This is a genomic window from Nocardioides panzhihuensis (genome assembly GCF_013408335.1).
GTDB classification, from domain to species: Bacteria; Actinomycetota; Actinomycetes; order Propionibacteriales; family Nocardioidaceae; genus Nocardioides; species Nocardioides panzhihuensis.
This window is the reverse complement of the sequence record NZ_JACBZR010000001.1, coordinates 4,236,738-4,259,846: the sequence shown is the minus strand read 5'-3', so window position 1 is coordinate 4,259,846 and position 23,109 is coordinate 4,236,738. Positions and strand designations below refer to the sequence as shown.

33 protein-coding genes are annotated in these 23,109 nt (G+C 67.3%); 27 read left to right on the top strand and 6 right to left on the bottom strand.

Annotated elements, in window-relative coordinates:
* Positions 1-93 precede the first annotated feature (93 nt).
* The 6 genes from rpsL to BJ988_RS20195 all read left to right on the top strand — a co-directional run bounded on the left by rpsL (position 94) and on the right by BJ988_RS20195 (position 6,140).
* The gene (gene rpsL / locus BJ988_RS20220; protein ID WP_091052356.1) at positions 94-465 is read left to right on the top strand and encodes a 30S ribosomal protein S12; all 372 of its coding nucleotides are present in this window, start codon (positions 94-96) and stop codon (positions 463-465) included.
* Between the two features lies 1 nt (position 466).
* Positions 467-937: a 30S ribosomal protein S7 gene (gene rpsG / locus BJ988_RS20215; protein WP_141806234.1), complete on the top strand. Its 471-nt coding sequence runs from the start codon at positions 467-469 to the stop codon at positions 935-937.
* Positions 938-1,020: 83 nt separating this feature from the next.
* Entirely contained in the window at positions 1,021-3,135 is a 2,115-nt protein-coding gene (fusA, locus tag BJ988_RS20210; RefSeq protein ID WP_179659715.1) for an elongation factor G, read from the top strand.
* An 84-nt stretch (positions 3,136-3,219) separates the two neighbouring features.
* A complete protein-coding gene (tuf, locus tag BJ988_RS20205; RefSeq protein WP_179659714.1) occupies positions 3,220-4,413 on the top strand; it encodes an elongation factor Tu in 1,194 nt (397 codons plus the stop codon).
* A gap of 347 nt (positions 4,414-4,760) precedes the next feature.
* Positions 4,761-5,483, top strand: a complete 723-nt coding sequence (gene trmB, locus BJ988_RS20200; protein ID WP_179659713.1) for a tRNA (guanine(46)-N(7))-methyltransferase TrmB — start codon at positions 4,761-4,763, stop codon at positions 5,481-5,483.
* Positions 5,484-5,540: 57 nt separating this feature from the next.
* Positions 5,541-6,140: a hypothetical protein gene (locus tag BJ988_RS20195; protein ID WP_179659712.1), complete on the top strand. Its 600-nt coding sequence runs from the start codon at positions 5,541-5,543 to the stop codon at positions 6,138-6,140.
* A 68-nt stretch (positions 6,141-6,208) separates the two neighbouring features.
* On the opposite strand, the gene BJ988_RS20190 is transcribed toward BJ988_RS20195, so the two are convergent.
* On the bottom strand, positions 6,209-7,069 hold the full coding sequence (locus BJ988_RS20190) for an RDD family protein (protein WP_179659711.1): 861 nt from the start codon (positions 7,067-7,069) through the stop codon (positions 6,209-6,211).
* A 23-nt stretch (positions 7,070-7,092) separates the two neighbouring features.
* Here BJ988_RS20190 and BJ988_RS20185 point away from each other — a divergent pair, with 23 nt between their 5' ends.
* From BJ988_RS20185 to BJ988_RS20170, 5 genes are read left to right on the top strand one after another with little or no spacing between them, the layout of a single operon-like run.
* Complete coding sequence (locus tag BJ988_RS20185) at positions 7,093-8,088, top strand: stage II sporulation protein M (protein ID WP_179659710.1); 996 nt, start codon at positions 7,093-7,095, stop codon at positions 8,086-8,088.
* Positions 8,089-8,127: 39 nt separating this feature from the next.
* Positions 8,128-8,694, top strand: a complete 567-nt coding sequence (locus BJ988_RS20180) for a helix-turn-helix transcriptional regulator (RefSeq protein ID WP_179659709.1) — start codon at positions 8,128-8,130, stop codon at positions 8,692-8,694.
* Between the two features lie 2 nt (positions 8,695-8,696).
* A complete protein-coding gene (locus BJ988_RS31070) occupies positions 8,697-8,828 on the top strand; it encodes a hypothetical protein (protein WP_281365488.1) in 132 nt (43 codons plus the stop codon).
* Positions 8,825-9,223, top strand: coding sequence for a nucleotidyl transferase AbiEii/AbiGii toxin family protein (locus BJ988_RS20175; RefSeq protein ID WP_179659708.1), 399 nt, complete (start codon positions 8,825-8,827; stop codon positions 9,221-9,223). Before BJ988_RS31070 ends, BJ988_RS20175 begins: the two co-directional genes overlap by 4 nt.
* The gene (locus BJ988_RS20170; protein WP_179659707.1) at positions 9,220-9,684 is read left to right on the top strand and encodes a hypothetical protein; all 465 of its coding nucleotides are present in this window, start codon (positions 9,220-9,222) and stop codon (positions 9,682-9,684) included. The genes BJ988_RS20175 and BJ988_RS20170 overlap by 4 nt, the downstream gene beginning before the upstream one ends.
* Here BJ988_RS20170 and BJ988_RS20165 read toward each other — a convergent pair whose 3' ends face one another.
* From BJ988_RS20165 to BJ988_RS20145, 5 genes are all read right to left on the bottom strand, one after another.
* Complete coding sequence (locus tag BJ988_RS20165; protein ID WP_179659706.1) at positions 9,685-10,986, bottom strand: DUF58 domain-containing protein; 1,302 nt, start codon at positions 10,984-10,986, stop codon at positions 9,685-9,687.
* A gap of 85 nt (positions 10,987-11,071) precedes the next feature.
* Positions 11,072-12,055, bottom strand: coding sequence for an AAA family ATPase (locus BJ988_RS20160; protein WP_179659705.1), 984 nt, complete (start codon positions 12,053-12,055; stop codon positions 11,072-11,074).
* The gene (locus tag BJ988_RS20155) at positions 12,052-13,221 is read right to left on the bottom strand and encodes a DUF4350 domain-containing protein (protein ID WP_179659704.1); all 1,170 of its coding nucleotides are present in this window, start codon (positions 13,219-13,221) and stop codon (positions 12,052-12,054) included. The genes BJ988_RS20160 and BJ988_RS20155 overlap by 4 nt, the downstream gene beginning before the upstream one ends.
* Entirely contained in the window at positions 13,218-13,829 is a 612-nt protein-coding gene (locus BJ988_RS20150; RefSeq protein ID WP_179659703.1) for a DUF4129 domain-containing protein, read from the bottom strand. The genes BJ988_RS20155 and BJ988_RS20150 overlap by 4 nt, the downstream gene beginning before the upstream one ends.
* On the bottom strand, positions 13,826-14,830 hold the full coding sequence (locus BJ988_RS20145; RefSeq protein WP_179659702.1) for a DUF7544 domain-containing protein: 1,005 nt from the start codon (positions 14,828-14,830) through the stop codon (positions 13,826-13,828). The genes BJ988_RS20150 and BJ988_RS20145 overlap by 4 nt, the downstream gene beginning before the upstream one ends.
* Positions 14,831-15,359: 529 nt before the next feature.
* On the opposite strand from BJ988_RS20145, the gene rpsJ reads away from it, so the two are divergent.
* From rpsJ to rpsH, 16 genes are all read left to right on the top strand, one after another.
* Positions 15,360-15,668: a 30S ribosomal protein S10 gene (gene rpsJ / locus BJ988_RS20140; protein ID WP_008360994.1), complete on the top strand. Its 309-nt coding sequence runs from the start codon at positions 15,360-15,362 to the stop codon at positions 15,666-15,668.
* A 10-nt stretch (positions 15,669-15,678) separates the two neighbouring features.
* On the top strand, positions 15,679-16,335 hold the full coding sequence (rplC, locus tag BJ988_RS20135; RefSeq protein WP_179659701.1) for a 50S ribosomal protein L3: 657 nt from the start codon (positions 15,679-15,681) through the stop codon (positions 16,333-16,335).
* A 2-nt stretch (positions 16,336-16,337) separates the two neighbouring features.
* A complete protein-coding gene (rplD, locus tag BJ988_RS20130; RefSeq protein ID WP_179659700.1) occupies positions 16,338-17,258 on the top strand; it encodes a 50S ribosomal protein L4, sunset domain variant in 921 nt (306 codons plus the stop codon).
* Entirely contained in the window at positions 17,255-17,551 is a 297-nt protein-coding gene (gene rplW, locus BJ988_RS20125) for a 50S ribosomal protein L23 (RefSeq protein WP_179659699.1), read from the top strand. Before rplD ends, rplW begins: the two co-directional genes overlap by 4 nt.
* 16 nt (positions 17,552-17,567) lie before the next feature.
* The gene (gene rplB, locus BJ988_RS20120) at positions 17,568-18,404 is read left to right on the top strand and encodes a 50S ribosomal protein L2 (protein ID WP_179659698.1); all 837 of its coding nucleotides are present in this window, start codon (positions 17,568-17,570) and stop codon (positions 18,402-18,404) included.
* Between the two features lie 3 nt (positions 18,405-18,407).
* Positions 18,408-18,689 (top strand): 30S ribosomal protein S19, encoded by a 282-nt coding sequence (gene rpsS, locus BJ988_RS20115; protein ID WP_179659697.1) that lies wholly within the window; start codon positions 18,408-18,410, stop codon positions 18,687-18,689.
* Positions 18,686-19,120 (top strand): 50S ribosomal protein L22, encoded by a 435-nt coding sequence (gene rplV, locus BJ988_RS20110; RefSeq protein ID WP_179659696.1) that lies wholly within the window; start codon positions 18,686-18,688, stop codon positions 19,118-19,120. Before rpsS ends, rplV begins: the two co-directional genes overlap by 4 nt.
* Positions 19,120-19,947, top strand: coding sequence for a 30S ribosomal protein S3 (rpsC, locus tag BJ988_RS20105; RefSeq protein ID WP_179659695.1), 828 nt, complete (start codon positions 19,120-19,122; stop codon positions 19,945-19,947). Before rplV ends, rpsC begins: the two co-directional genes overlap by 1 nt.
* Positions 19,948-19,950: 3 nt before the next feature.
* Complete coding sequence (gene rplP, locus BJ988_RS20100; protein WP_179659694.1) at positions 19,951-20,370, top strand: 50S ribosomal protein L16; 420 nt, start codon at positions 19,951-19,953, stop codon at positions 20,368-20,370.
* Positions 20,370-20,612, top strand: coding sequence for a 50S ribosomal protein L29 (gene rpmC, locus BJ988_RS20095; protein WP_179659693.1), 243 nt, complete (start codon positions 20,370-20,372; stop codon positions 20,610-20,612). Before rplP ends, rpmC begins: the two co-directional genes overlap by 1 nt.
* A gap of 1 nt (position 20,613) precedes the next feature.
* On the top strand, positions 20,614-20,910 hold the full coding sequence (rpsQ, locus tag BJ988_RS20090) for a 30S ribosomal protein S17 (RefSeq protein ID WP_179659692.1): 297 nt from the start codon (positions 20,614-20,616) through the stop codon (positions 20,908-20,910).
* A 199-nt stretch (positions 20,911-21,109) separates the two neighbouring features.
* Complete coding sequence (rplN, locus tag BJ988_RS20085; RefSeq protein ID WP_008361015.1) at positions 21,110-21,478, top strand: 50S ribosomal protein L14; 369 nt, start codon at positions 21,110-21,112, stop codon at positions 21,476-21,478.
* Positions 21,478-21,837, top strand: coding sequence for a 50S ribosomal protein L24 (rplX, locus tag BJ988_RS20080; RefSeq protein ID WP_179659691.1), 360 nt, complete (start codon positions 21,478-21,480; stop codon positions 21,835-21,837). Before rplN ends, rplX begins: the two co-directional genes overlap by 1 nt.
* Before the next feature lie 2 nt (positions 21,838-21,839).
* Positions 21,840-22,400 carry a 50S ribosomal protein L5 gene (gene rplE, locus BJ988_RS20075; protein WP_091052391.1) on the top strand — a complete coding sequence of 187 codons (561 nt, stop codon included), beginning with the start codon at positions 21,840-21,842 and terminating at the stop codon, positions 22,398-22,400.
* Position 22,401: 1 nt separating this feature from the next.
* The gene (locus BJ988_RS20070) at positions 22,402-22,587 is read left to right on the top strand and encodes a type Z 30S ribosomal protein S14 (protein WP_011757321.1); all 186 of its coding nucleotides are present in this window, start codon (positions 22,402-22,404) and stop codon (positions 22,585-22,587) included.
* Between the two features lie 104 nt (positions 22,588-22,691).
* On the top strand, positions 22,692-23,099 hold the full coding sequence (rpsH, locus tag BJ988_RS20065) for a 30S ribosomal protein S8 (protein ID WP_179659690.1): 408 nt from the start codon (positions 22,692-22,694) through the stop codon (positions 23,097-23,099).
* The last annotated feature ends 10 nt before the right edge of the window (positions 23,100-23,109 follow it).

Genomic DNA, 23,109 nt, shown 5'->3' with positions numbered 1-23,109 from the left:
CCAGTTGGTATCGCACCACCTGGACGCACAACATTTGATCCTTCGCGGCAGAGCGCCGCGTAGTGAGAGCAGAAAAGAAGGGGAACCACCGAGGTGCCCACAATCAACCAGCTGGTCCGCAAGGGCCGCGAGGACAAGGCGACTAAGTCGAAGACGCCTGCCCTCAAGGGATCGCCGCAGCGCCGTGGCGTCTGCACGCGCGTCTACACCACCACCCCGAAGAAGCCGAACTCCGCCCTCCGGAAGGTCGCCCGCGTGCGCCTCTCCTCCGGCGTCGAGGTCACCGCTTACATCCCGGGCGTGGGTCACAACCTTCAGGAGCACTCCATCGTGCTCGTCCGCGGCGGTCGTGTGAAGGACCTCCCCGGTGTGCGTTACAAGATCATCCGCGGCACGCTCGACACCCAGGGTGTCAAGAACCGCAAGCAGGCCCGTTCGCGCTACGGCGCGAAGAAGGAGAAGTGACATGCCTCGTAAGGGTCCCGCTCCCAAGCGTCCGCTCGTCGTCGACCCCGTCTACGGCTCGCAGCTCGTAACCCAGCTCGTCAGCAAGGTCCTGCAGGACGGCAAGAAGCAGGTCGCGCAGCGCATCGTCTACACCGCGCTCGAGGGCTGCCGCGAGAAGACCGGCACCGACCCCGTGGTCACGCTCAAGCGTGCGATGGACAACGTGAAGCCGGCCATCGAGGTCAAGTCCCGCCGTGTCGGTGGCGCGACCTACCAGGTCCCGATCGAGGTCAAGGGCACGCGTGGCACCACGCTCGCGCTGCGCTGGCTCGTCGGCTACGCCCAGGACCGTCGTGAGAAGACGATGGCCGAGCGTCTGATGAACGAGATCCTCGACGCGAGCAACGGCCTCGGTGCCGCTGTGAAGAAGCGCGAGGACACTCACAAGATGGCCGAGTCCAACAAGGCCTTCGCGCACTACCGCTGGTGACGTATGGCGGGGTGCTCACAGCACAATGTGGGCACCCCGCCAATCCAGACCGAAGACAATCTCTTTAAGGAACGCTGAAGACAGTGGCCGTCGACATCACCACGGACCTCAATGTGGTCCGCAACATCGGCATCATGGCGCACATCGATGCCGGTAAGACCACCACCACCGAGCGCATCCTGTTCTACACCGGAATCTCGTACAAGATCGGTGAGGTCCACGAAGGCGCAGCCACGATGGACTGGATGGAGCAGGAGCAGGAGCGCGGCATCACGATCACGTCCGCCGCGACGACCTGCTGGTGGAAGGACCACCAGATCAACATCATCGACACCCCCGGGCACGTCGACTTCACGGTCGAGGTGGAGCGCTCGCTGCGCGTCCTCGACGGTGCTGTCGCCGTCTTCGACGGTGTCGCCGGTGTCGAGCCGCAGTCGCAGACCGTGTGGCGTCAGGCGAACAAGTACGCCGTCCCGCGGATGTGCTTCGTCAACAAGCTCGACCGCACCGGTGCCGACTTCTACATGGTCGTCGACTCGATCGTCGACAAGCTGCACGCCACCCCGCTGATCCTGCAGCTGCCGATCGGTGCCGAGTCCGACTTCATCGGTGTCGTCGACCTGGTCGAGATGCACGCCAAGGTCTGGCGCGGCGAGACCGAGATGGGTGAGGACTACGAGGTCGAGGAGATCCCCGCCGACCTCGCCGACAAGGCTGCGGAATACCGCGAGAAGCTGGTCGAGACCCTCGCCGAGGCCGACGACGACATCATGGAGGTCTACCTCGAGGAGGGCGACGTCTTCGACGTCCCCACCCTGAAGGCCGCCATCCGTCGCGCGACCCTGGCCGACAAGCTCAACCCGATCCTCACCGGCACCGCGTTCAAGAACAAGGGCGTCCAGCCCCTGCTCGACGCGGTCGTCGACTACCTGCCCTCGCCGCTCGATGTCGAGTCGATCATCGGCCACGACGTCAAGGACGAGGAGGTCGAGGTCACTCGCCAGCCTTCCGAGTCCGAGCCGTTCTCCGGTCTGGTCTTCAAGATCGCCTCCGACCCGCACCTGGGCAAGCTGTTCTACCTGCGCGTCTACTCCGGCAAGGTCGAGGCGGGTGCGACCGTGGTCAACCCGATCAACGGCCGCAAGGAGCGCATCGGCAAGATCTACCAGATGCACGCGAACAAGCGTGAGGAGATCGCGTCGGTGGGCGCCGGCCAGATCGTGGCCGTCATGGGTCTGAAGGACACCAAGACCGGTCACACCCTGTGCGACCCGTCCAACCCGGTCGTGCTCGAGTCGATGTCCTTCCCGGCTCCGGTGATCGAGGTCGCCATCGAGCCGAAGACCAAGAGCGACCAGCAGAAGCTCGGCACGGCGATCCAGCGGCTCACCGAGGAGGACCCGACCTTCACGGTCAAGTCCGACGAGCAGACCGGCCAGACGATCATCGCCGGTATGGGCGAGCTCCACCTGGAGGTCTTCGTCGACCGGATGAAGCGCGAGTTCAAGGTCGAGGCCACCGTCGGCAAGCCGCAGGTCGCCTACCGCGAGACGCTTCGCAAGAAGGTCACGAACCACAGCTACACCCACAAGAAGCAGACCGGTGGTTCGGGTCAGTTCGCGAAGGTCGTCATCTCCGTCGAGCCCAACATCGACGAGGAGACGGGCCAGGGCGCGGGCTACGAGTTCGCCAACAACGTCACCGGTGGTCGCGTGCCGAAGGAGTACATCCCTTCGGTCGACCAGGGTGCTCAGGACGCCATGGAGTTCGGCATCCTCGCCGGCTTCCCCATGGTCGATGTGAAGGTCTCGCTCGAGGACGGCGCCTACCACGACGTCGACTCCTCCGAGCTCGCCTTCAAGATCGCCGGCAACCAGGCCTTCAAGGAGGCCGCCCGCATGGCGAAGGCCGTTCTGCTGGAGCCGATGTTCGCCGTCGAGGTCACCACCCCGGACACTTTCCTGGGCACCGTGATCGGCGACATCAACTCCCGCCGCGGCCAGGTTTCCTCGCAGGAGGAGCGTCACGGCGACATGGTCGTCAACGCGCTCGTCCCGCTTTCCGAGATGTTCGGGTACGTCGGTGACCTCCGGTCCAAGACCAGTGGTCAGGCGTCGTACTCGATGGAGTTCGACTCGTACGCCGAGGTTCCCACGAACGTCGCCGACGAGATCATCAAGAAGGCCCGTGGCGAGTGACCTTCGGGTCGCCCGTCCAGGGACTTCGGCAGCAACACCTTTCAGTACGAGTCAGTAAGAAAATCACACCAGGAGGAGCCCACAGTGGCTAAGGCGAAGTTCGAGCGGACGAAGCCGCACGTCAACATCGGCACCATCGGTCACATCGACCACGGTAAGACCACCCTTACCGCGGCGATCTCGAAGGTGCTGCACGCGAAGTACCCGGACCTGAACCCGGAGTTCGCGTTCGAGGACATCGACAAGGCCCCCGAGGAGCGCCAGCGGGGTATCACGATCTCGATCGCGCACATCGAGTACCAGACCGAGGTGCGCCACTACGCGCACGTCGACTGCCCCGGTCACGCGGACTACATCAAGAACATGATCACCGGTGCCGCGCAGATGGACGGCGCGATCCTCGTGGTCGCCGCCACCGACGGCCCGATGCCGCAGACCAAGGAGCACGTGCTCCTGGCCCGCCAGGTCGGCGTGCCGTCGATCGTCGTCGCGCTCAACAAGTGCGACATGGTCGACGACGAGGAGCTCATCGAGCTCGTCGAGATGGAGGTGCGCGAGCTCCTCAGCGAGTACGAGTTCCCGGGTGACGACCTGCCGGTCGTCCGCGTTGCCGCTTACCCCGCCCTGCAGGGCGAGGAGAAGTGGATGGACTCCGTCGCCGAGCTCATGCAGGCCGTCGACGACTACATCCCGACCCCGGCTCGCGAGACCGAGAAGCCGTTCCTGATGCCCGTTGAGGACGTCTTCACGATCACCGGTCGTGGCACCGTCATCACCGGTCGTATCGAGCGCGGCATCGTCAAGGTCGGCGAAGAGGTCGAGATCGTCGGCATCCGCGAGAACTCGCAGAAGTCGACCGTCACCGGCGTCGAGATGTTCCGCAAGCTTCTTGACGAGGGCCAGGCCGGCGAGAACGTCGGGCTGCTGCTCCGCGGCACCAAGCGCGAGGACGTCGAGCGCGGCATGGTTGTCATCAAGCCGGGCACCACCACCCCGCACACCAACTTCGAGGGCTCTGTCTACATCCTCTCGAAGGAGGAGGGTGGCCGTCACACGCCGTTCTTCAACAACTACCGTCCGCAGTTCTACTTCCGGACCACGGACGTGACCGGCGTTGTGACCCTCCCCGAGGGCACCGAGATGGTCATGCCGGGTGACAACACCGAGATGTCGGTCGAGCTCATCCAGCCCATCGCGATGGACGAGGGTCTGAAGTTCGCTATCCGTGAGGGCGGTCGCACCGTCGGCGCGGGTCGCGTCACCAAGATCATCAAGTGATCTCAGCGGCGTAAGCCGCGATCAGAAGGGCACCCGAGCCTGGCTCGGGTGCCCTTCGCCTTTCGTGAGGGCGGTCTTACCTGCGTTGGGTGGCGGGTCGCGTCACCAAGATCATCAAGTGATCTCAGCGGCGTAAGCCGCGATCAGAAGGGCACCCGAGCCTGGCTCGGGTGCCCTTCGCCTTTCGTGAGGGCGGTCTTACCTGCGTTGGGTGGCGGGTCGCGTCACCAAGATCGTCAAGTGATCTCAGCGGCGTAAGCCGCGATCAGAAGGGCGTCCAGGCTTCGGCCTGGGCGCCCTTCGCCTTTTACGAGGTCGGCGAGGCGCGATCGTAGAATCGCGGCATCATGAACGAGTCCGTACGCCCCGCCCGACCGCACCAGAAGCTGCTCGACGACGGCCGCACCGTCCGGGAGGTGGTCACCTACACCCGACGCGGTAGCCGGCTGGACACGAAGCAGCAGCGTGCCTGGGATGCCTATGCCGAAGAGTGGGTGATTCCGGACGAGGCAGTCGACGAGCCCGGGTTCTCCCTGGACAGCTGGTTCGGTCGTGAGGCTCCGCTGATCGTCGACATCGGCGGCGGCGTGGGGGAAGCGACCGCCGTGCTCGCGGCGGCCCGGCCTGCGTACGACATCCTGGCCCTGGAGGTCTGGCGGCCCGGCGTAGCGGAGAGCCTCGCCCGGGTGGGCGCCGCGGGGGCGACCAACGTACGGTTCTGCAGCGTCGATGCGCTCTGGACCCTAGAGCACCTCGTCGCCCCGGAGTCGGTCAGCGAGTTCTGGACGTTCTTCCCTGACCCGTGGCACAAGACCCGCCACCACAAGCGACGCCTGGTCACGCCCACCAATGCGCGGATGATCGCCGAACGGCTCCACGCAGGTGGCACCTGGCGCCTGGCGACCGACTGGGTCGAGTACGCCGAGCAGATGGTCGAGGTCCTCGGCGCCGAGCCGCTGCTGAGCGGTGGCGTGGTCGATCGCTGGGAAGAGCGTCCGGTGACCAAGTTCGAGCGCAAGGGACTGGCCAAGGACCGGGTCATCACCGATCTGCTCTACCGGAGGCGTTGACCCGAACTGCCCGTGTCGTCACTGATCTGTGGGGTCGGAGCCGCAAGGATCAGTGCCATGAAGTGGTACGCCGATACGCCCACGCGCCGCGTTGCCCAACTGTTCGCCGACCTGCTGACGGTGGTGTGGGTCGTCGGGTGGGTTCTCATCGGCAGGTTCGTCCACGAGATGGTCTCGGCGCTCGCCCTGCCCGGCGAGAAGATGGACGCCGCCGGCACCTCGCTCTCCGAGAGGATGCTCGAGGCGGCCGGCCGAGTCGATGACCTGCCACTCGTCGAGGACGGGATCGCGGCGCCGTTCACGGGGGCCGCGAAGGCGGCCGACCAGCTCGCCGCGGCCGGCGAGGCGCAGGTCGAGGCCGTCGCCGGCATTGCGATCGGGCTGGCGATCGCGGTCGTGGTCGTTCCGGTGCTGATGTGGATGCTGGTCTACGTACCTCTGCGGTGGCGCTTCATCCGAAAGGCGACCTCGACCCAGCGGTTCCTGGAGGCCGGTACCGGCGGTGACCTGCTTGCTCTCCGGGCGATGTCGACCCAACCGCTGCACAAGCTGGTGAAGATCAGCGACGACCCGGTCAGGGCCTGGCGCGACGGCGATCCCGACGTGGTGGCGAAACTGGCCGCGCTGGAACTGAGGTCCGTCGGACTGAAGGGGTAGTCCGGTAGCGAACTGCCCATATACCGGCGAGTAATAGGCAGTTCGCTACCGGACTACCCCGTCGACCCCTAGCTTCGCGACGTCAGACGAGTACGAAGGTCGTTGTCGCGGGCCAGGCGGGCGGCGTCCCGGTCGCGGCGGGACGCGAGCACTGCGGCCAGGTAGGCCTCGGGCGGCGTGCCCGGGGGCGGGCCAGGGGCGACGTAGGTCTGCACCTGGGTCGCCAGGCGCTCGGCGAGCGCGTGGCGGCGCTCCGGGTCGGTGTACGTGCCGACCTCGCCGGAGAGGAACCGGCGCACCGCCAGGCTCAGGCCGACAGGGAGCGCGGCAACGTCTGCCCGGGAGGCCCAGGCGGCGAGCGGGGGAGGCATCTGGACCGGGGCCGGAGGGCTCAGTGGAACCCGGACACGGATGACGTAGGTCCCGGCTGCGATGTCGCCGAGGCGCTTGCCGCGGGGGTGGATCATCGCCGTGATCAGGGCAGCGGCACCGCTGGTGCCGTAGATCTCGACGACGCCGACCAAGGCGCGAACGAACGCATGGTGGAAGCTGATCGCGCCGCCGTCGTCCCGCACCGTGCGCAGCCCGAGCGTCAGCTTGCCGAGTGATCGGCCGCGGGTGAGCGTCTCGATGGCCGTCGGGAGGACGACCAGGACCGCGGCGGTCGCCGCGATGTAGGCGGCCCAGGCGAGCGCCTCGTCGGTGTCGAACGTCGCGGTCATGAAGAGGATCAGGAAGACCACCAGCAGGACGCAGGTCACCAGCACGTCGATGAGGCCTGAGAGCAGCCGCATCCCCAGCCCGGCCGCCGGCAGGTCGAGGGCGACCGCGTCGCCGGTGACGAGGTCGTCGTCGGTCAGCAGCTCACGTTCTTGGGGGAGGCGCTGCTCCTGGGGACGTCGCTCGGGCGATTGCGGCGCGAGGGTCATGGCGGTCAGCGTACGCTGCGGGCGTGGATCTCGATGCGTATCTGGCCGCGACCGCGGCCGACCGGACCAGGCTCGAGGAGCTGTTGGCCGAGCGCCGGCTGAGCGGTGCTCAGGCCGACGAGCTGGTCGAGCTCTATCAACGGGTGAGCACCCAGCTCTCGGTCGTACGCAGCAACGCCCCCGACCCGACGGTGGTCCAGCATCTCTCGGTGCTGCTCGCAGCGGCGCGCAACCGCACCACCGGCACCCGGACCAGCACATGGTCCGGCTTCCTGCGGTTCTTCACCCATCGGTTCCCGGCCGCGCTCTACCGGCTGCGCTGGTGGTGGCTGGGGATGTTGGTGGCCAACGCGGTCGTCACCGCGGTGATGATCTGGTGGCTGCTGCGCCACCCGGAGGTCGAGCAGTCGCTGCTCGGCCCGGAGCAGGTCAGGCAGCTCGTCGAGCACGACATCGAGGGCTACTACAGCGAGCACGCGGCCTCGTCGTTCGCCACCCAGGTCTGGGTCAACAACGTCTGGGTCTCGTTCATCTGCATCGCCCTGGGCGTGCTCGGGCTGCCGGTGATCTACTCGATGTTCCAGAACATCGCCAACCTGGCGATCCTCGGCACCCTGATGCACCGCCACGACCGTGGCGGCCAGTTCTGGGGCCTGATCCTGCCCCACGGACTGCTGGAGCTGACCGCCGTCTTCGTCGCCGGCGCGGTCGGGCTGCGGATCTTCTGGTCCTGGATCGACCCCGGGCCGCTGACCCGCGGTCAGTCGATGGCCCGGGAGGGCCGCACCGCCGGAGGCATCGCCCTCGGGCTCATCGTCGTGCTGCTGATCTCCGGCATCATCGAAGCCTTCGTCACCCCATCGCCCCTGCCCACCTGGGCCCGCGTCGGCATCGGCATCCTCGCCGAGCTCGCGTTCTTCGCGTACGTCTTCATCGTCGGCTGCGCCGCCGCCTCTCGCGGCGAGACGGGCGACATCGACGAGCGGCTGCTCGAGGATCGCGTCGCCACCCAGGCGTGAATGTTCCCAGTCGGGAACATCTGAGCGTACGCTGGACGCATGGCAACCATGTCCCCGGGCGAGATCGGCGAGCTGGTGCGCGGTGTGCGCAAGAGTCTCGGTCTGACCCAGGCCGAGCTCGCGGAGCTGGCCGGTGTGGGGCGACGGTTCGTCATCGAGCTCGAGGCCGGCCATGGCAGAGCCGAGCTCCGCAAGGTCGCCGACGTGATGCGAGCCGTCGGACTCGAGGTCTCCGACGAACCCGACCCGATCGAGATGGTGCGTACGCCGAGCGGGTTGGTCTCGTTCCGGACCGTGATGAGCCGGATCGGCCGACCGATGGCGGTACCAAACCGGCTGTGGCGCCTCGAACCCGAACGCGCCACTGCGACGGTGACCTTGCCGCACAGCGTCCACTGGTCTGATGGAGGCGGAACGTTCGACCTGGCCGACTGGAACGACCGGGCCCTCGCCTATCGAATGCTCATGCTCGAGGCGACCCCTTCGGTCCTTGTCGACTATGTCGACGGCGGCCAGCTCGTCGAGATGTGGGATGACATGTTCGTGCCGCCCGAGATCCGTCAGGCCTGGCAGGGCGCGGTCTCGGACTTCCGGGATGTTGCGTAGACGTGGGCGCGACAGGATTCATCACCGCGTTCCAGGAAGATGTTGCCCGCACCTTCTTCGATCTCCCCGAGTCCGAAGGATTTCTGCTCGCGGGCGGTGCCGCGCTCATCGCGTTGGGGCGGTTGAGCGTGTGACCGACGAGTTCGTACGACTCTCTGTGATCGCCGCCGTCGACAAGATCGAGGTCGACCTCGGCATCGATGCCAGCCTCCTGCTTCCCCCTACGGTGACGTTCTTGGGGCCCACGATCGGCCTCGAGGAGAACGCTGGACGTAAGACGCTGGCACTCTTCGGCCGTGCGGCGCCGCGTGACTTCGTCGACGTGTTCACCCTGGCTCGACGGTTCGGAAGGCCGAAACTGCTTGAGCTGGCGGCCGAGCGGGATCTAGGGTTCGACCGCGACGTATTCGGTCAAATGGCGCGCATGGTGAACCAGATCAACGCTCGGCAATTTCCGATCGATGAGGAATCCGTTCCCGACCTGGTGGCGTTCTTCGACGAATGGTCCGAAGAGCTTCGAGGCGAGTGAGGGATCCAGTGGCGCTGTGGCGCAGATCGAGAGCGGACAGGCCCAAGGCGTACGTGGTCGAGTACCCGCCAGATGCGCCTGATGACGAGCAGCGAGACCGGGTTCGCATGCTGCTAAACCTGCTTAGACCGTATGGATCTGAGTTCCAGACCGACATGCCGGCCCTCGTGGAGGCGCCGCCTGAAGTCGTCGATTGCCGAGCCTTCCTGCGATCGCTCAAGGGAACAAAAGTGGAGTCTGAGGACTATGCGACGACCAACCTTGTGGACTCGGCGGACGACCGCCTATGGGAGAGCTTCGTCCAGGTCGCGCCGTATGCCTTTTCGGCTGAGTTCTGGCAGGGGAGTCGATATCTCGTCTCCCTCGCGGACGAATGCCAGAGCGTCGTCGTCTACCTCATCCCTGGCTTCGACCTTCACGCAGCAGTTGCTGACCGGTTCGACCTCCGTCTGCTCGACTGATCAGAGCTGACCGGTGGCCTTGAGCTGCAGGTAGTGGTCGGCGAGAGCAGGCGGGAGGGACTCGGCGTCGGCGTCGACGATGTCGACGCCCAGGGTGCGGAGCATGGCGGCGGTGTGCTCGCGGCGGCGGAGGGTCTGCTCGGCGGCGGCCGCGGCGTAGACATCTTCGAGGGTGTCCCGCGCGGCCGCGGTTGCCTCGAGCTCGGGGTCGCGGACGGAGGCGAGGACGACGCGGTGATGCTGGGTCAGGACCGGCAGGACGGGCAGGAGCGACTCCTCGATCGCGTGCGGGTCGAGGGGAGTCAGCAGGGCCACGAGCGCGCGGTGGCGACCGAGGCCCGCGACCGCGCCGGCGAGGTTGGACCAGTCGGCCTCGGCGATGACCGGCTCGAGGTCGGCCATCGCCTCCTGCAGACGCTGGGTGACGTCGCGCTGTCCGGCGAGCCGGACCCGGGAGCGGACGCGCAGGTCACCGGCGATGAAGTCGATCCGGTCGCCGGCCCGGGAGGCGATGGCGGCGAGCAGGAGCCCGGCATCCATCGCCGAGTCGAGCCGCGGCACCCCGCCGGCGGCGCCCTCGACCCGGGCGGCCGAGGTGCGGGACGTGTCGAGCACCAGCACGACGCGGCGGTCGCGCTCCGGCTGCCAGGTGCGGACCACGACGGTGCGGGAGCGGGCGGTGGTGCGCCAGTCGATGGAGCGTACGTCGTCGCCTCGGACATACTCCCGCAGCGAATCGAACTCCGTCCCCTGCCCGCGCACCCGCACCGCGGCCCGGCCGTCGAGCTCACGAAGACGCTGAAGCCGGGACGGGAGGTGCTTGCGAGACTCGAACGCCGGCAGGACCCGAACCGAGCCGTCGACCGGGCGCGTGCTCTGCCGTGCGCCCAGGCCGAGCGGCCCGAAACATCTGACCGTCACACCCAGTGCGCGCAGGTCTCCGCGGCGGCGCGGCCGCAGCGGCGTACGCAGCCTGGTGCTGTCGCCTCGATCGAGCCGGATCCGGTGCCGGTTGCCAGTCGCGCCGGCGGTGGGCTGCCACGCGTCGCGCACCACTGCTCTGACGCGCCGATCGGGGGAGCGGATAACCAGCTCCGAGGCCGTCGAGTCGCCCAGCCGGATCCCGCCGAGCGGCTTCCGGCTGATCTCCAGGGCCGTCGGCTTCGGGGCCAGGAGCACATCGGCCAGCACCAGCACGACCACGAGCACGATCCAGATCGCAGCGGTGCCCGCCGCCGGGCGCAGGACGACCGGGATGATGCCGGCCAGCATGAGCAGCGCGACGCGCCAGGTGATCGCCATCAGCGCCGCCTCGACCCGGAAGAACTGACGTCTCGAGCCCAGAGACCGACTTCTCGGCGCCAGAAGATGACTTCTCGGGGCATGGTCATCGGGGGACGGGGACGGCGCCGATGGCGGAGGAGAGGACCTGGGACACCTGGACGCCCTCGAGCTCGGCCTCGGGGCGCAGGGCCAGACGATGGGCGAGGGCTGCGTGGGACAGCGACTTCACGTCGTCGGGGGTGACGAAGTCACGACCCGCGAGCCATGCCCAGGCACGCGCTGCGCGGAGCAGCGCGGTGGCGCCACGCGGCGACACCCCGGCCGACAGCGACGGGGACTCCCGGGTCGCCCGGGCGATGTCGACGATGTAGCCGGTGACCTCGGGGGAGACCTGGACCGACCCGACCAGCTGGCGGGCGGCCTCGATGTCGGCGCCTGAGGCCACTGCCGTGACCCCGGCCGCGGCGACGTCGCGCGGGTCGAAGCCGGAAGCGTGGCGGGTGAGGATCTGCACCTCGTCGGAGCGCTCGGGCACCGGCAGGACGACCTTGAGCAGGAACCGGTCCAGCTGCGCCTCGGGGAGCGGGTAGACGCCCTCGTACTCGATGGGGTTCTGGGTCGCGGCCACCAGGAACGGCTTCGGCAGCGGCCGGGTGACCCCGTCGACCGAGACCTGCCCCTCCTCCATCGCCTCGAGCAGCGCCGACTGTGTCTTCGGCGGGGTGCGGTTGATCTCGTCGGCGAGGAGCAGGTTGGTGAAAACCGGTCCTTCCCGGAACGTCAGCGAGCCGTGGGAGGACTCGACCACCATCGAACCGGTGATGTCACCGGGCATCAGGTCGGGGGTGAACTGCACCCGCCGGGTCTCCACGGAGAGCGCCGCCGACAGCGACCGCACCAGCAGGGTCTTGGCGGTGCCGGGCACGCCCTCCATGAGCACGTGGCCGCCGCACACCAGCGCGACCAGCAGCCCGGAGACCGCGGCGTCCTGCCCGACGACCGCCTTGGCGACCTCGGCCCGGACCGCGGTGAGGCGCTCGCGCGCGGCGTCGGGCGACACGTAGGGGATGGTCTCGGATTGGGTCATGGGTGTCGTACCTCTTCCTCAAGGGCAGCCAGCGCGTTGGCCAGCGTGATCAGGTCCTGGTCGTTCTCGATCGGAGAGCCGGTGAGCAGCGCGGAGACCTCGAGGTCGGGCCGTCCGGTGCGATGGACGACGGCGCGTACGACGGCCTCCGTGGTGGCATCCCGGTCCAGCCGCAGCCGCCGGGCGAGGCGGGCGCGGGCGGCGTGCCGCAGCGTCGTCGCTGCGTGGGTGCGGTCGCCGGAGCGGCGGTAGAGCCGGCCCAGGCTGCGGGTCGTCTCCGCGGCGCGGACATGGACCGGCAGCGGCTCCACCGCCAGCGGTCCCAGCCGTCGCCCGCGGGCGAGCGCGAAGGCCACGACCGCGAGCAGCAGGATCCACAGGGCCGGTTTGATCCAGGGCGGCAGCAGCGACCCGGCGGAGTGGGTCTCGTCGGGGGCGAGGTCGTCGAAGGAGGGGATGTACCAGACCAGGCGGTCGCTGCCGCCCAGCAGCCGAAGCGCCACCGCGGCGTTGTCCGCCCGCAGGATCTGGTCGTTGGTCAGCACCTGCGGTGCACCCCAGACGGTGAGCCCGTCGGCGGGAGCGAGCACCGCACCGGTCTCGTGCGGGAAGCAGGAGCCGGCGTCGTACGCGGTGACCGCGTCGGCCTGGATGCTGAGCCCCTCCCAGCGCGGGTCGTCGCAGTCCGCCTCGATCGTCTCGGGCGTCTGGGAGAGCGCGTAGGGGATGTCGAGCATCGCCGAGACGTAGGGCGGCGGGTCGGAGAGGATCAGGTCGGCGTCGTCGGTGCGCTCCCGCAGCCTGGAGGCGGTGTCCTCGCCGAGCGCGTCGGTCCCGGTCACGAGGACCGTCGTGTCCTGCCCGATCTCGGCGCTCTCCAGGCGCTCGGCGGACCGGACGACGTCGACCTCGACCCCGTGCTCCTCGAGCACCCGGACCAGCGCCCGGGTGCCGTCGGGATCGGGGCTCTCCGGGTCGTAGGGCGCATAGGACTCCTGGCCCTTCGGAGTCGCGAGGTATGCCAGCGTGACCGCGACCACGAAGGCCAGCGCGACAGCCAGCAACGGACGGTGCCGGCGGAACCAGCCGGCCGAGCCCGTGGCCGGGCCGGTGGTCGGGCCGGTAACCGGGTCTGTCGAGACCTCGTCGTCGGTCGGGATGCTCATCGGCTCACCGCCAGCTCCTGCTCGAGATTCAGCACGCCCTCGGCCTGCTCACGTGTGGCGGGGTGGTTGCCGTAGAGCACCTCGTTGAACAGCTCCGCGGCGCTGCCGGCCCGGCCCTCGAGCGACATCTCCCGCTCCAGGCTCGCCGCGACCTCGGCGGCGGTCAGCCCGAGGTCCTCCGCGAGCCGGCCGCGCTCGACCTGACGCCTGGCCAGCGCCCGGAAGCCGTCGATCACCGCGGCGCCATGGTCCCCCGAGGCGTACGCAGCCTCGGCCCGCTCCCGGAGGGCGGCCGCCGACAGCGACTCGTCGGTGAGCACGTCCCCGTTGCGGTCGCGGGCCGCCCGGGGACTGCGCCGGGCACGAGAGACCAGCAGGCCGAGCCCGATCAGGATCGCCGCGAAGACGACCATGGCGGCGACGGTCTGCGCCCACGGCACGTCCCCGGCGGACGGGATGCCGTCGGACAGGGCGCGCTCGATCCAGCGCATGATCCGCTCGACGAGGTCGAGCTCGTGGTACTCCGGGTCGGCCAGCTCGCGCCGGAGCCAGGAGCGACCCTCCTCGGGTGACGGTTCCAGCGGAGGAGCCAGTTGGAAGAGGATCATCTGCTCAGCAGCCCGGCCTGCTCCATCAGCTCGACCTCGTAGGACTCCTTGCGGATGCGCTGGTCGAGATACTGCAGGTTGGTCACCGCGCCGCTGAACGGAGCCACGATCGCGGCCGCGACGACGGTCGAGACGGCGCTGCCGGCGATGGTCGCGAAGAAGTAGAGGTCCGGCTGCACGATGCCGACCACGCTGGCGACCATGCTGATCGGGAAGGCGACGATCTGGGAGACGAAGCCGACGATGATGGTGGCCAGCAGCCAGATCCCGAAGAGCCGCCAGAACTGGCGGGCCGACAGCCGCCAGGCACGGCCGATGGCGCCGAAGACGCCGGTGTTCTCGAGCATCAGCGACGGCACCGAGAGCAGGTAGAGCCGCACCGTCAGGAAGAGGGAGGCCGCGATCAGCAGCAGGAACATCAGGATCCCGACCAGGATGGCCGGGACGGGGCTGTCGACGACGATCGCGAGCACCACCACGGGCGTCACCGCGACCCCCAGGACCAGGACGAAGACCAGCGTGGTCAGCAGCGCGAGCCCGATCAGCCGCCAGCGGTTGCCGTAGGTGGCTGCCCAGGCCTGGCTGAGCGTGAGCTTGCGGCCGATCGCGGCGGCGTGGGCCACGTGGGAGATCATCCCGGCCACCAGGATCGCGCCGATCGCCTGCAGGATCGTGCCGAGGACGAGCGAGCCGACGGCCGCCACGATGCTGAGGATCTCGGAGCTGCTGGGCGCGTAGTCGGGGTCCTCGAGGGTGGCCCCGAACCATTCCAGGCTGTCGCCGGAGAAGGTCATCGCCGCGGTCACCCCGAGCGGGATGGCCATCGCGACCGCGGCCACGAGGACCGAGGCGCCGACGGTGGCGCCCGGGTTGAAGCGGACCAGCCGGAAGGCGCCGTCGAGGATGTCACCGAGGCCCAGCGGGCGCAGCGGGATCGCTCCCGGCTTGTGGGCCGGTGGCAGCGGTTGTGCCCACGTCGGTTGGGCGGGGTGAGGATGCACCTGTTGAGGGTGCACCGGCTGGCCCGGCGGGGGAGGGGTGGACGGGTCGGCCGCACCCTGCTGAGGTTGCTCACCCGGTGGGGGTGGCCACGCTCCTGACATCCTGATGCTCCTCGTCACGACGACCGGCGAACTCGCTCGGTTGAGGGCATCCTCTCAGAGCGACCCAGAGGGCATCGTTGATTTGGAGCCACCTGCGTACGCGTGCCAAGATTCTCTGGTTGCTCCAGTGAACGTTCGCTGGGGTGCGCACACCTTGACTACTGAATCGCGTCACCTGAGCAGGCTGTCAGTCTGTCCGGATGTGGTCTGTGGTCGCCGTGTGCCCATCCCGAAGGCGTGGTTCCAGTGAAGCTGATGGTGAAAGTCCCGACGTGACGTCGGCGTTGTTTGCATTGGTGTTCCTCTGAACATCATCCGCGACACGCCCGACCGCGGGGGTCGGAGCCAGAGGTGAGCAACCGGGCCGACTCAGCCGGAGGAAGCCTGTAGCACGCGGCACGCTGACCAAGAAGGACGAGAGAGACAGATGGCGGGACAGAAGATCCGCATCAGGCTCAAGGCCTATGACCACGAGGTGATCGACACCTCGGCGCGAAAGATCGTGGACACGGTCACCCGTACGGGTGCCAAGGTCGCCGGCCCGGTGCCGCTGCCGACCGAGAAGAACGTGTACTGCGTCATCCGCTCGCCCCACAAGTACAAGGACTCGCGCGAGCACTTCGAGATGCGCACCCACAAGCGCCTCATCGACATCATCGACCCGACCCCGAAGACTGTTGACTCCCTCATGCGGCTCGATCTGCCTGCTGGTGTCGACATCGAGATCAAGCTCTGAGGTTGACGACATGACGATCGAACGCAACGTGAAGGGTCTCCTGGGCACCAAGCTCGGCATGACCCAGCTGTGGGACGAGAACAACATCGTCGTCCCCGTGACCGTCATCGCGGCGAACACCAACGTCGTGACCCAGGTCCGCACCCCCGAGGTCGACGGCTACAACGCCGTGCAGATCGGCTACGGCGAGATCGACGGCCGCAAGGTGAACAAGCCGGGCGCCGGCCAGTTCGAGAAGGCCGGCACCACGCCGCGCCGTCACCTGGCTGAGATCCGCACCGCCGACGCCGCGTCCTACGCCGCCGGCCAGGAGCTCCCCGTCGACACCTTTGCCATCGGCGAGGAGATCGACGTGACGGGCACCTCGAAGGGCAAGGGTTTCGCGGGTGTCATGAAGCGTCACGGCTTCCACGGTGTCGGTGCCTCCCACGGTGCTCACCGCAACCACCGCAAGCCGGGATCGATCGGCGCTTGCGCCACGCCCGGTCGCGTCTTCAAGGGCGTCCGCATGGCCGGTCACATGGGTACTGACACCGTCACCACCCAGAACCTGACCGTGCACGCCGTCGACACCGAGAAGGGCCTCATCCTGGTCAAGGGCGCCATTCCTGGCCCCAAGGGTGGTCTCGTGGTCCTCCGCTCGGCTGCTAAGAAGCTGGAGGCCTGATCATGGCTATCAAGACCGTCAAGGTCGACTTCCCGGCTGAGATCTTCGATGTTGAGGTCAACATCCCGCTGATCCACCAGGTCGTCGTCGCGCAGCAGGCTGCTGCGCGCCAGGGCACGCACTCCACCAAGACCCGCGGCGAAGTCCGCGGCGGTGGCCGCAAGCCCTACAAGCAGAAGGGCACCGGTCGCGCCCGCCAGGGTTCGACCCGTGCGCCGCAGTTCGCCGGTGGTGGCATCGTCCACGGCCCGCAGCCGCGTGACTACAGCCAGCGCACCCCCAAGAAGATGAAGGCCGCGGCTCTCCGCGGAGCCCTCTCCGACCGGGCCCGCGCCGGCCAGATCCACGTGGTCGAGCTCTCCCTCGAGGCTCCCTCGACCAAGACTGCGCTGACCGCTCTCAAGTCGATCTCCGACGCCAAGCGCTTCCTCGTCGTGCTGGACCGTTCCGAGTCCATCGCCGCGCTGAGCCTGCGCAACGTGCCTGAGGTTCACCTGCTCTGGGCCGACCAGCTCAACACCTACGACGTCCTCGTCTCCGACGATGTCGTCTTCTCCAGGCCGGCCTACGAGATCTTCGTCTCGGACAAGCCGGTCGTCGCTGCCAAGGAGACCGTCACCATCGGTGAGGTCGAGAAGGACGCGATCAAGGAAGCCGCCGTCGAGCCCGCCAAGGAGAACGACCTCCCCGAGGGCGCTGTCGCGCCGCTCGAGGACGGCTCGGCTCCTGAGGGCTTCGAGATCAAGGGCAACGTCAAGGGCAAGGACAAGAAGTTCCACGCCCCGGGCGGCCGTTGGTACGAGTCCACCAAGGCGGAGTTCTACTTCAAGTCCGCTGAGGACGCCATTGCCGCTGGCTTCGTCGAGGCCGGCAAGAAGGCTGCTTCTGAGAAGGCTGCGTCTGATGAGGAGGCTAACAAGTGAGCACGCTGCACTACGACCCCCGCGACATTCTGATCGCGCCGGTGGTCTCCGAGAAGAGCTACGGCCTCCTCGACCAGAACAAGTACACCTTCATCGTTCGCCCCGACGCGAACAAGACCGAGATCAAGATCGCGGTCGAGAAGGTGTTCGACGTCAAGGTGACCTCGGTCAACACGATCAACCGCAAGGGCAAGGCCCGTCGTACGAAGTACGGCATGGGCAAGCGCTCTGACACCAAGCGCGCGATCGTCTCCCTGGCTGAGGGCGACCGCATCGACATCTTCGGCGCGTGAGAAGGACTGACTGAACATGGCTATTCGTAAGTACAAGCCGACTACCCCGGGCCGTCGTGGCTCGTCGGTGGCCGACTTCGCCGAGATCACTCGGACCACGCCGGAGAAGTCGCTGACGGTGCCCCTTCCCAAGAAGGGCGGCCGCAACAACCAGGGCCGTATCACCACCCGCCACAAGGGTGGTGGCCACAAGCGTGCCTACCGGATCATCGACTTCCGTCGCTACGACAAGGACGGCGTGCCGGCCAAGGTCGCTCACATCGAGTACGACCCGAACCGCACCGCCCGCATCGCCCTGCTGCACTACTTCGACGGCGAGAAGCGCTACATCCTCGCGCCCGTCGGCGTATCGCAGGGCACCGTCGTGGAGTCCGGTCCCACTGCCGACATCAAGCCCGGCAACAACCTCCCGCTGCGCAACATCCCGGTTGGTACCACCATCCACAACGTTGAGCTGCGTCCGGGTGGCGGCGCGAAGATCGCCCGCTCCGCCGGCATGCGCGCCCAGCTGGTCGCCCGTGAGGGCTCCAAGGCCACGCTGCGTATGCCTTCGGGCGAGATGCGGTTCGTCGACGTGCGCTGCCGCGCCACCGTCGGTGAGGTCGGTAACGCCGAGCAGTCGAACATCAACTGGGGCAAGGCCGGCCGTATGCGGTGGAAGGGCGTTCGCCCGACCGTCCGTGGTGTCGTCATGAACCCGGTCGACCACCCGCACGGTGGCGGTGAGGGTAAGACCTCCGGTGGCCGTCACCCGGTCAGCCCCTGGGGTAAGGCCGAGGGCCGCACGCGTAAGCGCAAGGCCTCTGACTCGCAGATCATCCGCCGCCGTAAGAGCGGGAAGGGTAGGAAGTAAGCAATGCCTCGCAGCCTTAAGAAGGGCCCCTTCATCGACGACCACCTTCAGAAGAAGGTGGACGCCGAGAACGAGAAGGGCTCCCACAACGTGATCAAGACCTGGTCGCGCCGCTCGATGATCGTGCCCGAGATGATCGGTCACACCATCGCGGTGCACGACGGTCGCAAGCATGTCCCGGTCTTCGTCTCCGACTCGATGGTCGGTCACAAGCTGGGCGAGTTCGCCCCGACCCGCACTTTCAAGGGTCACATCAAGGACGATCGGAAGGGACGGCGTCGATGAGCACCACCGAGCGTGTGCGCGTAAGCGCCCGCCGCGAGTCCCTGCTCGGCGACCAGCCGGGTGCCTTCGCGAGTGCCCGCTTCGTGCGGATCACTCCGATGAAGGCACGCCGGGTCGTCGACATGGTTCGCGGTCTGCCCGTCGACGAGGCCCTCTCCCTGCTGCAGTTCGCGCCGCAGGCAGCCTCTGAGACTGTCTACAAGGTCCTCGAGAGCGCCATCGCCAACGCGGTGTCGGCCGAGGGTCTGGACCGCGACGACCTCGTCGTCTCGGTCGCCATGGTCGACGGAGGTCCGACCATGAAGCGCTGGCGTCCCCGCGCCCAGGGTCGTGCGACCCGCATCAACAAGCGGACCTCGCACATCACCCTGGTCGTGCAGCCGGCCGCCGAGCTGAACAAGCGCAGTGTCGCGAAGGGCGGTAAGAACTAATGGGTCAGAAGATCAACCCGAACGGCTTCCGCCTGGGCATCTCGACCGACCACAAGTCGCGTTGGTACGCCGACAAGCAGTACAAGGAGTACGTCGGCGAGGACGTCAAGATCCGCAAGCTGCTCAGCAAGGGCATGGAGCGGGCCGGCATCGCCAAGGTCGAGATCGAGCGCACCCGTGACCGCGTCCGTGTGGACATCCACACCGCGCGTCCCGGGATCGTCATCGGCCGCCGCGGCGCCGAGGCCGACCGCCTCCGCACCGAGCTGGAGAAGCTCACCGGCAAGCAGGTGCAGCTGAACATCCTCGAGGTCAAGAACCCCGAGGTCGACGCTCAGCTGGTCGCCCAGGGTGTAGCCGAGCAGCTCAGCGGTCGCGTGCAGTTCCGTCGCGCGATGCGCAAGGCCATGCAGACCACCATGCGCTCCGGTGCCAAGGGCATCCGGATCCAGTGCTCGGGTCGTCTGAACGGCGCCGAGATGTCGCGTACCGAGTTCTACCGCGAGGGCCGCGTTCCGCTGCACACGCTGCGTGCCGACATCGACTACGGCTTCTACGAGGCCCGCACGACCTTCGGCCGCATCGGCGTGAAGGTCTGGATCTACAAGGGCGAGGTCTCCGGCTCGCGCGCTGAGCGTCAGGCCGCCCAGGCCGCCCGTGCGGGCGTCCCGGGTCGCGGTGGCAACGACCGTCGCGGTGGCCGCAACGACCGTCCGTCGCGTGGCACCCGTGGTGACCGCCCGAACCGCGCTGACCGCGCGGCGAAGACTGAGGCGCCGGCTGCCGCTGAGGCTCCCGCCGCCGAGACCACGACCCAGGAGGGCTGACCCATGCTGATGCCCCGTCGAGTCAAGCACCGCAAGCAGCACCACCCGAAGCGCACTGGTATGGCCAAGGGTGGCACGAAGCTCGCGTTTGGTGAGTACGGCATCCAGGCGATCGAGGGTCACTACGTGACCAACCGCCAGATCGAGGCAGCGCGTATCGCGATGACTCGCCACATCAAGCGAGGCGGCAAGGTGTGGATCAACATCTACCCCGACGTCCCGCTGACCAAGAAGCCCGCCGAGACCCGCATGGGTTCCGGTAAGGGTTCGCCGGAGTGGTGGGTGGCCAACGTCAAGCCGGGCCGCGTCATGTTCGAGCTCTCCGGAGTCGACGAGAACACGGCTCGCGAGGCGATGCGCCGCGCGATCCACAAGCTGCCCATGAAGTGCCGTTTCATCACGCGAGAGGCTGGTGAGTTCTGATGGCCAACTCCCTGCAGGCGTTCGAGCTGGACGAGCTCACCGACGTCGACCTCGAGGCGAAGCTGCGCGAGGCGAAGGAGGAGCTGTTCAACCTCCGGTTCCAGGCGGCCACCGGCCAGCTGGAGAGCCACGGTCGGCTCAACACCGTCAAGAAGGACATCGCCCGGATCTACACCGTGGTGCGTGAGCGCGAGCTCGGCATCCGCGTGGCCCCGGGCACCGAGACCACCGAGGAGGCCTGAGATGGCTACCACTGAGTCCGATTCAGGGGCAACCCAGGACACCACCGAGCGCAACACGCGCAAGGTGCGCGAGGGCCTCGTCGTCAGCGACAAGATGGACAAGACCATCGTCGTCGAGGTCGAGGACCGCGTGAAGCACCCGCTCTACGGCAAGGTCATGCGCCGTAGCAGCAAGCTCAAGGCTCACGACGAGCAGAACACCGCCGGCATCGGCGACCGCGTCCTGGTCATGGAGACCCGGCCGCTGTCCGCGACCAAGCGGTGGCGCCTCGTCGAGGTCGTCGAGCGCGCCAAGTGATCCTCGTCTCCTAGGAGACGGATCCGGCTGGCGATGCTGGGGTTACTCAAACGTCGCCAAATTGACCAAAGGGTGCAGGTCCAGCGACCATTGTTCGCTGGGCCTGCGCCCATCAAGAACCCGATTATGGGGCCAATTACGTTCGGCAAGGCTCGCCCGCCCTCCAGCGGGGAGAGAACCAGCTCGACAAGGAGAAGTAATGATCCAGCAGGAGTCGCGACTCAAGGTCGCCGACAACACTGGTGCGAAGGAGATCCTTTGCATTCGTGTGCTCGGTGGTTCCGGTCGTCGCTACGCCGGCATCGGCGACACCATCGTCGCCACCGTCAAGGACGCTATCCCCGGTGGCAACGTGAAGAAGGGTGACGTCGTCAAGGCTGTCATCGTGCGCACCGTCAAGGAGCGCCGCCGCGCTGACGGCTCGTACATCCGCTTCGACGAGAACGCCGCCGTCATTCTCAAGAACGACGGCGAGCCGCGAGGCACCCGCATCTTCGGCCCGGTTGGCCGTGAGCTGCGCGACAAGAAGTTCATGAAGATCATCTCGCTCGCGCCGGAGGTGCTGTGATGGGTCGCTCGCACATCAAGAAGGGCGACACCGTCAAGGTGATCGCAGGTAAGGACAAGGGCGGCTCCGGCAAGGTGATCGCTGTCTTCACCGGAGAGGACCGTGTGATTGTCGAGGGCATCAACCTCATCAAGAAGCACACCAAGGTCCAGGACCAGGGCGGTCGCGCCGGCATGACCGGCGGCATCGTGACCACCGAGGCCCCGATCCACGTTTCCAACGTTCAGCTGCTCGAGGGTGGCGAGCCGGCTCGCGTCGGCTACCGCCGTGAGACGGTCCAGAAGCGTCGCGCCGACGGTTCGACCTACGCCGCCGAGCGCAGCGTTCGCATCTCGCGCAAGACCGGTAAGGACATCTGATCATGACCGACACCGCTGTGGCCCCGCGCCTCAAGACGAAGTACCGCGAGGAGATCGCCCCGGCCCTGCAGGCCGAGTTCGAGATCCCGAACGTCATGCAGATCCCCGGTCTGACCAAGATCGTCGTCAACATGGGCGTGGGCGAGGCTGCTCGCGACTCCAAGCTGATCGAGGGCGCTGTCAACGACCTGACCGCGATCACCGGCCAGAAGCCGCTGATCAACAAGGCGAAGAAGTCCATCGCGCAGTTCAAGCTGCGCGAGGGCATGCCGATCGGTGCGCACGTCACGCTGCGCGGCGACCGGATGTGGGAGTTCCTCGACCGCCTGCTGTCGCTCGCGCTGCCCCGAATCAGGGACTTCCGCGGCCTGAACGGCAAGCAGTTCGACGGTAACGGCAACTACACCTTCGGTCTCACCGAGCAGGTCATGTTCCACGAGATCAACCAGGACAAGATCGACCGCTCGCGGGGCATGGACATCACCCTCGTGACGACCGCCACCAATGACGACCAGGGTCGCGCGCTGCTCAAGGCGCTCGGCTTCCCGTTCAAGGAGAACTGAGATGGCGAAGACCGCTCTCAAGGTGAAGGCCGCCCGCAAGCCGAAGTTTGCGGTTCGCGGTTACACCCGCTGCCAGCGCTGCGGCCGCCCGAAGGCTGTCTACCGCAAGTTCGGCCTGTGCCGTATCTGCCTGCGTGAGATGGCCCACCGCGGCGAGCTGCCCGGCGTCACCAAGTCCTCCTGGTGAATCTCGACAGGCTCGATCACCAGATTCTCCACAACCACTGACGTTGAAGGTCCTCGTGACTTTGTGTCGCGAGGAAACCACTACGAGAAAGGGCCGTTCGGCCAATGACGATGACTGACCCGATCGCAGACATGCTCACTCGTCTGCGCAACGCCAACCAGGCGTTCCACGATACGGTTTCGATGCCGTACAGCAAGCTGAAGCAGGGCGTCGCTGAGATCCTCCAGCAGGAGGGTTACATCACCAAGTACGAGGTGCTGGAGCCCACCGAGGGCCAGGTCGGCAAGACCCTGACCATCACCCTCAAGTACGGCCGCAACCGTGAGCGCTCGATCGCCGGCGTACGCCGCATCAGCAAGCCCGGTCTGCGTGTCTACGCGAAGCACACCGGTCTCCCCAAGGTGCTCGGCGGCCTCGGCGTCGCGATCATCTCGACGAGCCAGGGTCTGCTGACCGACCGCCAGGCGAACAAGAAGGGCGTAGGTGGGGAAGTCCTCGCCTACGTCTGGTAATCAGGGAAGG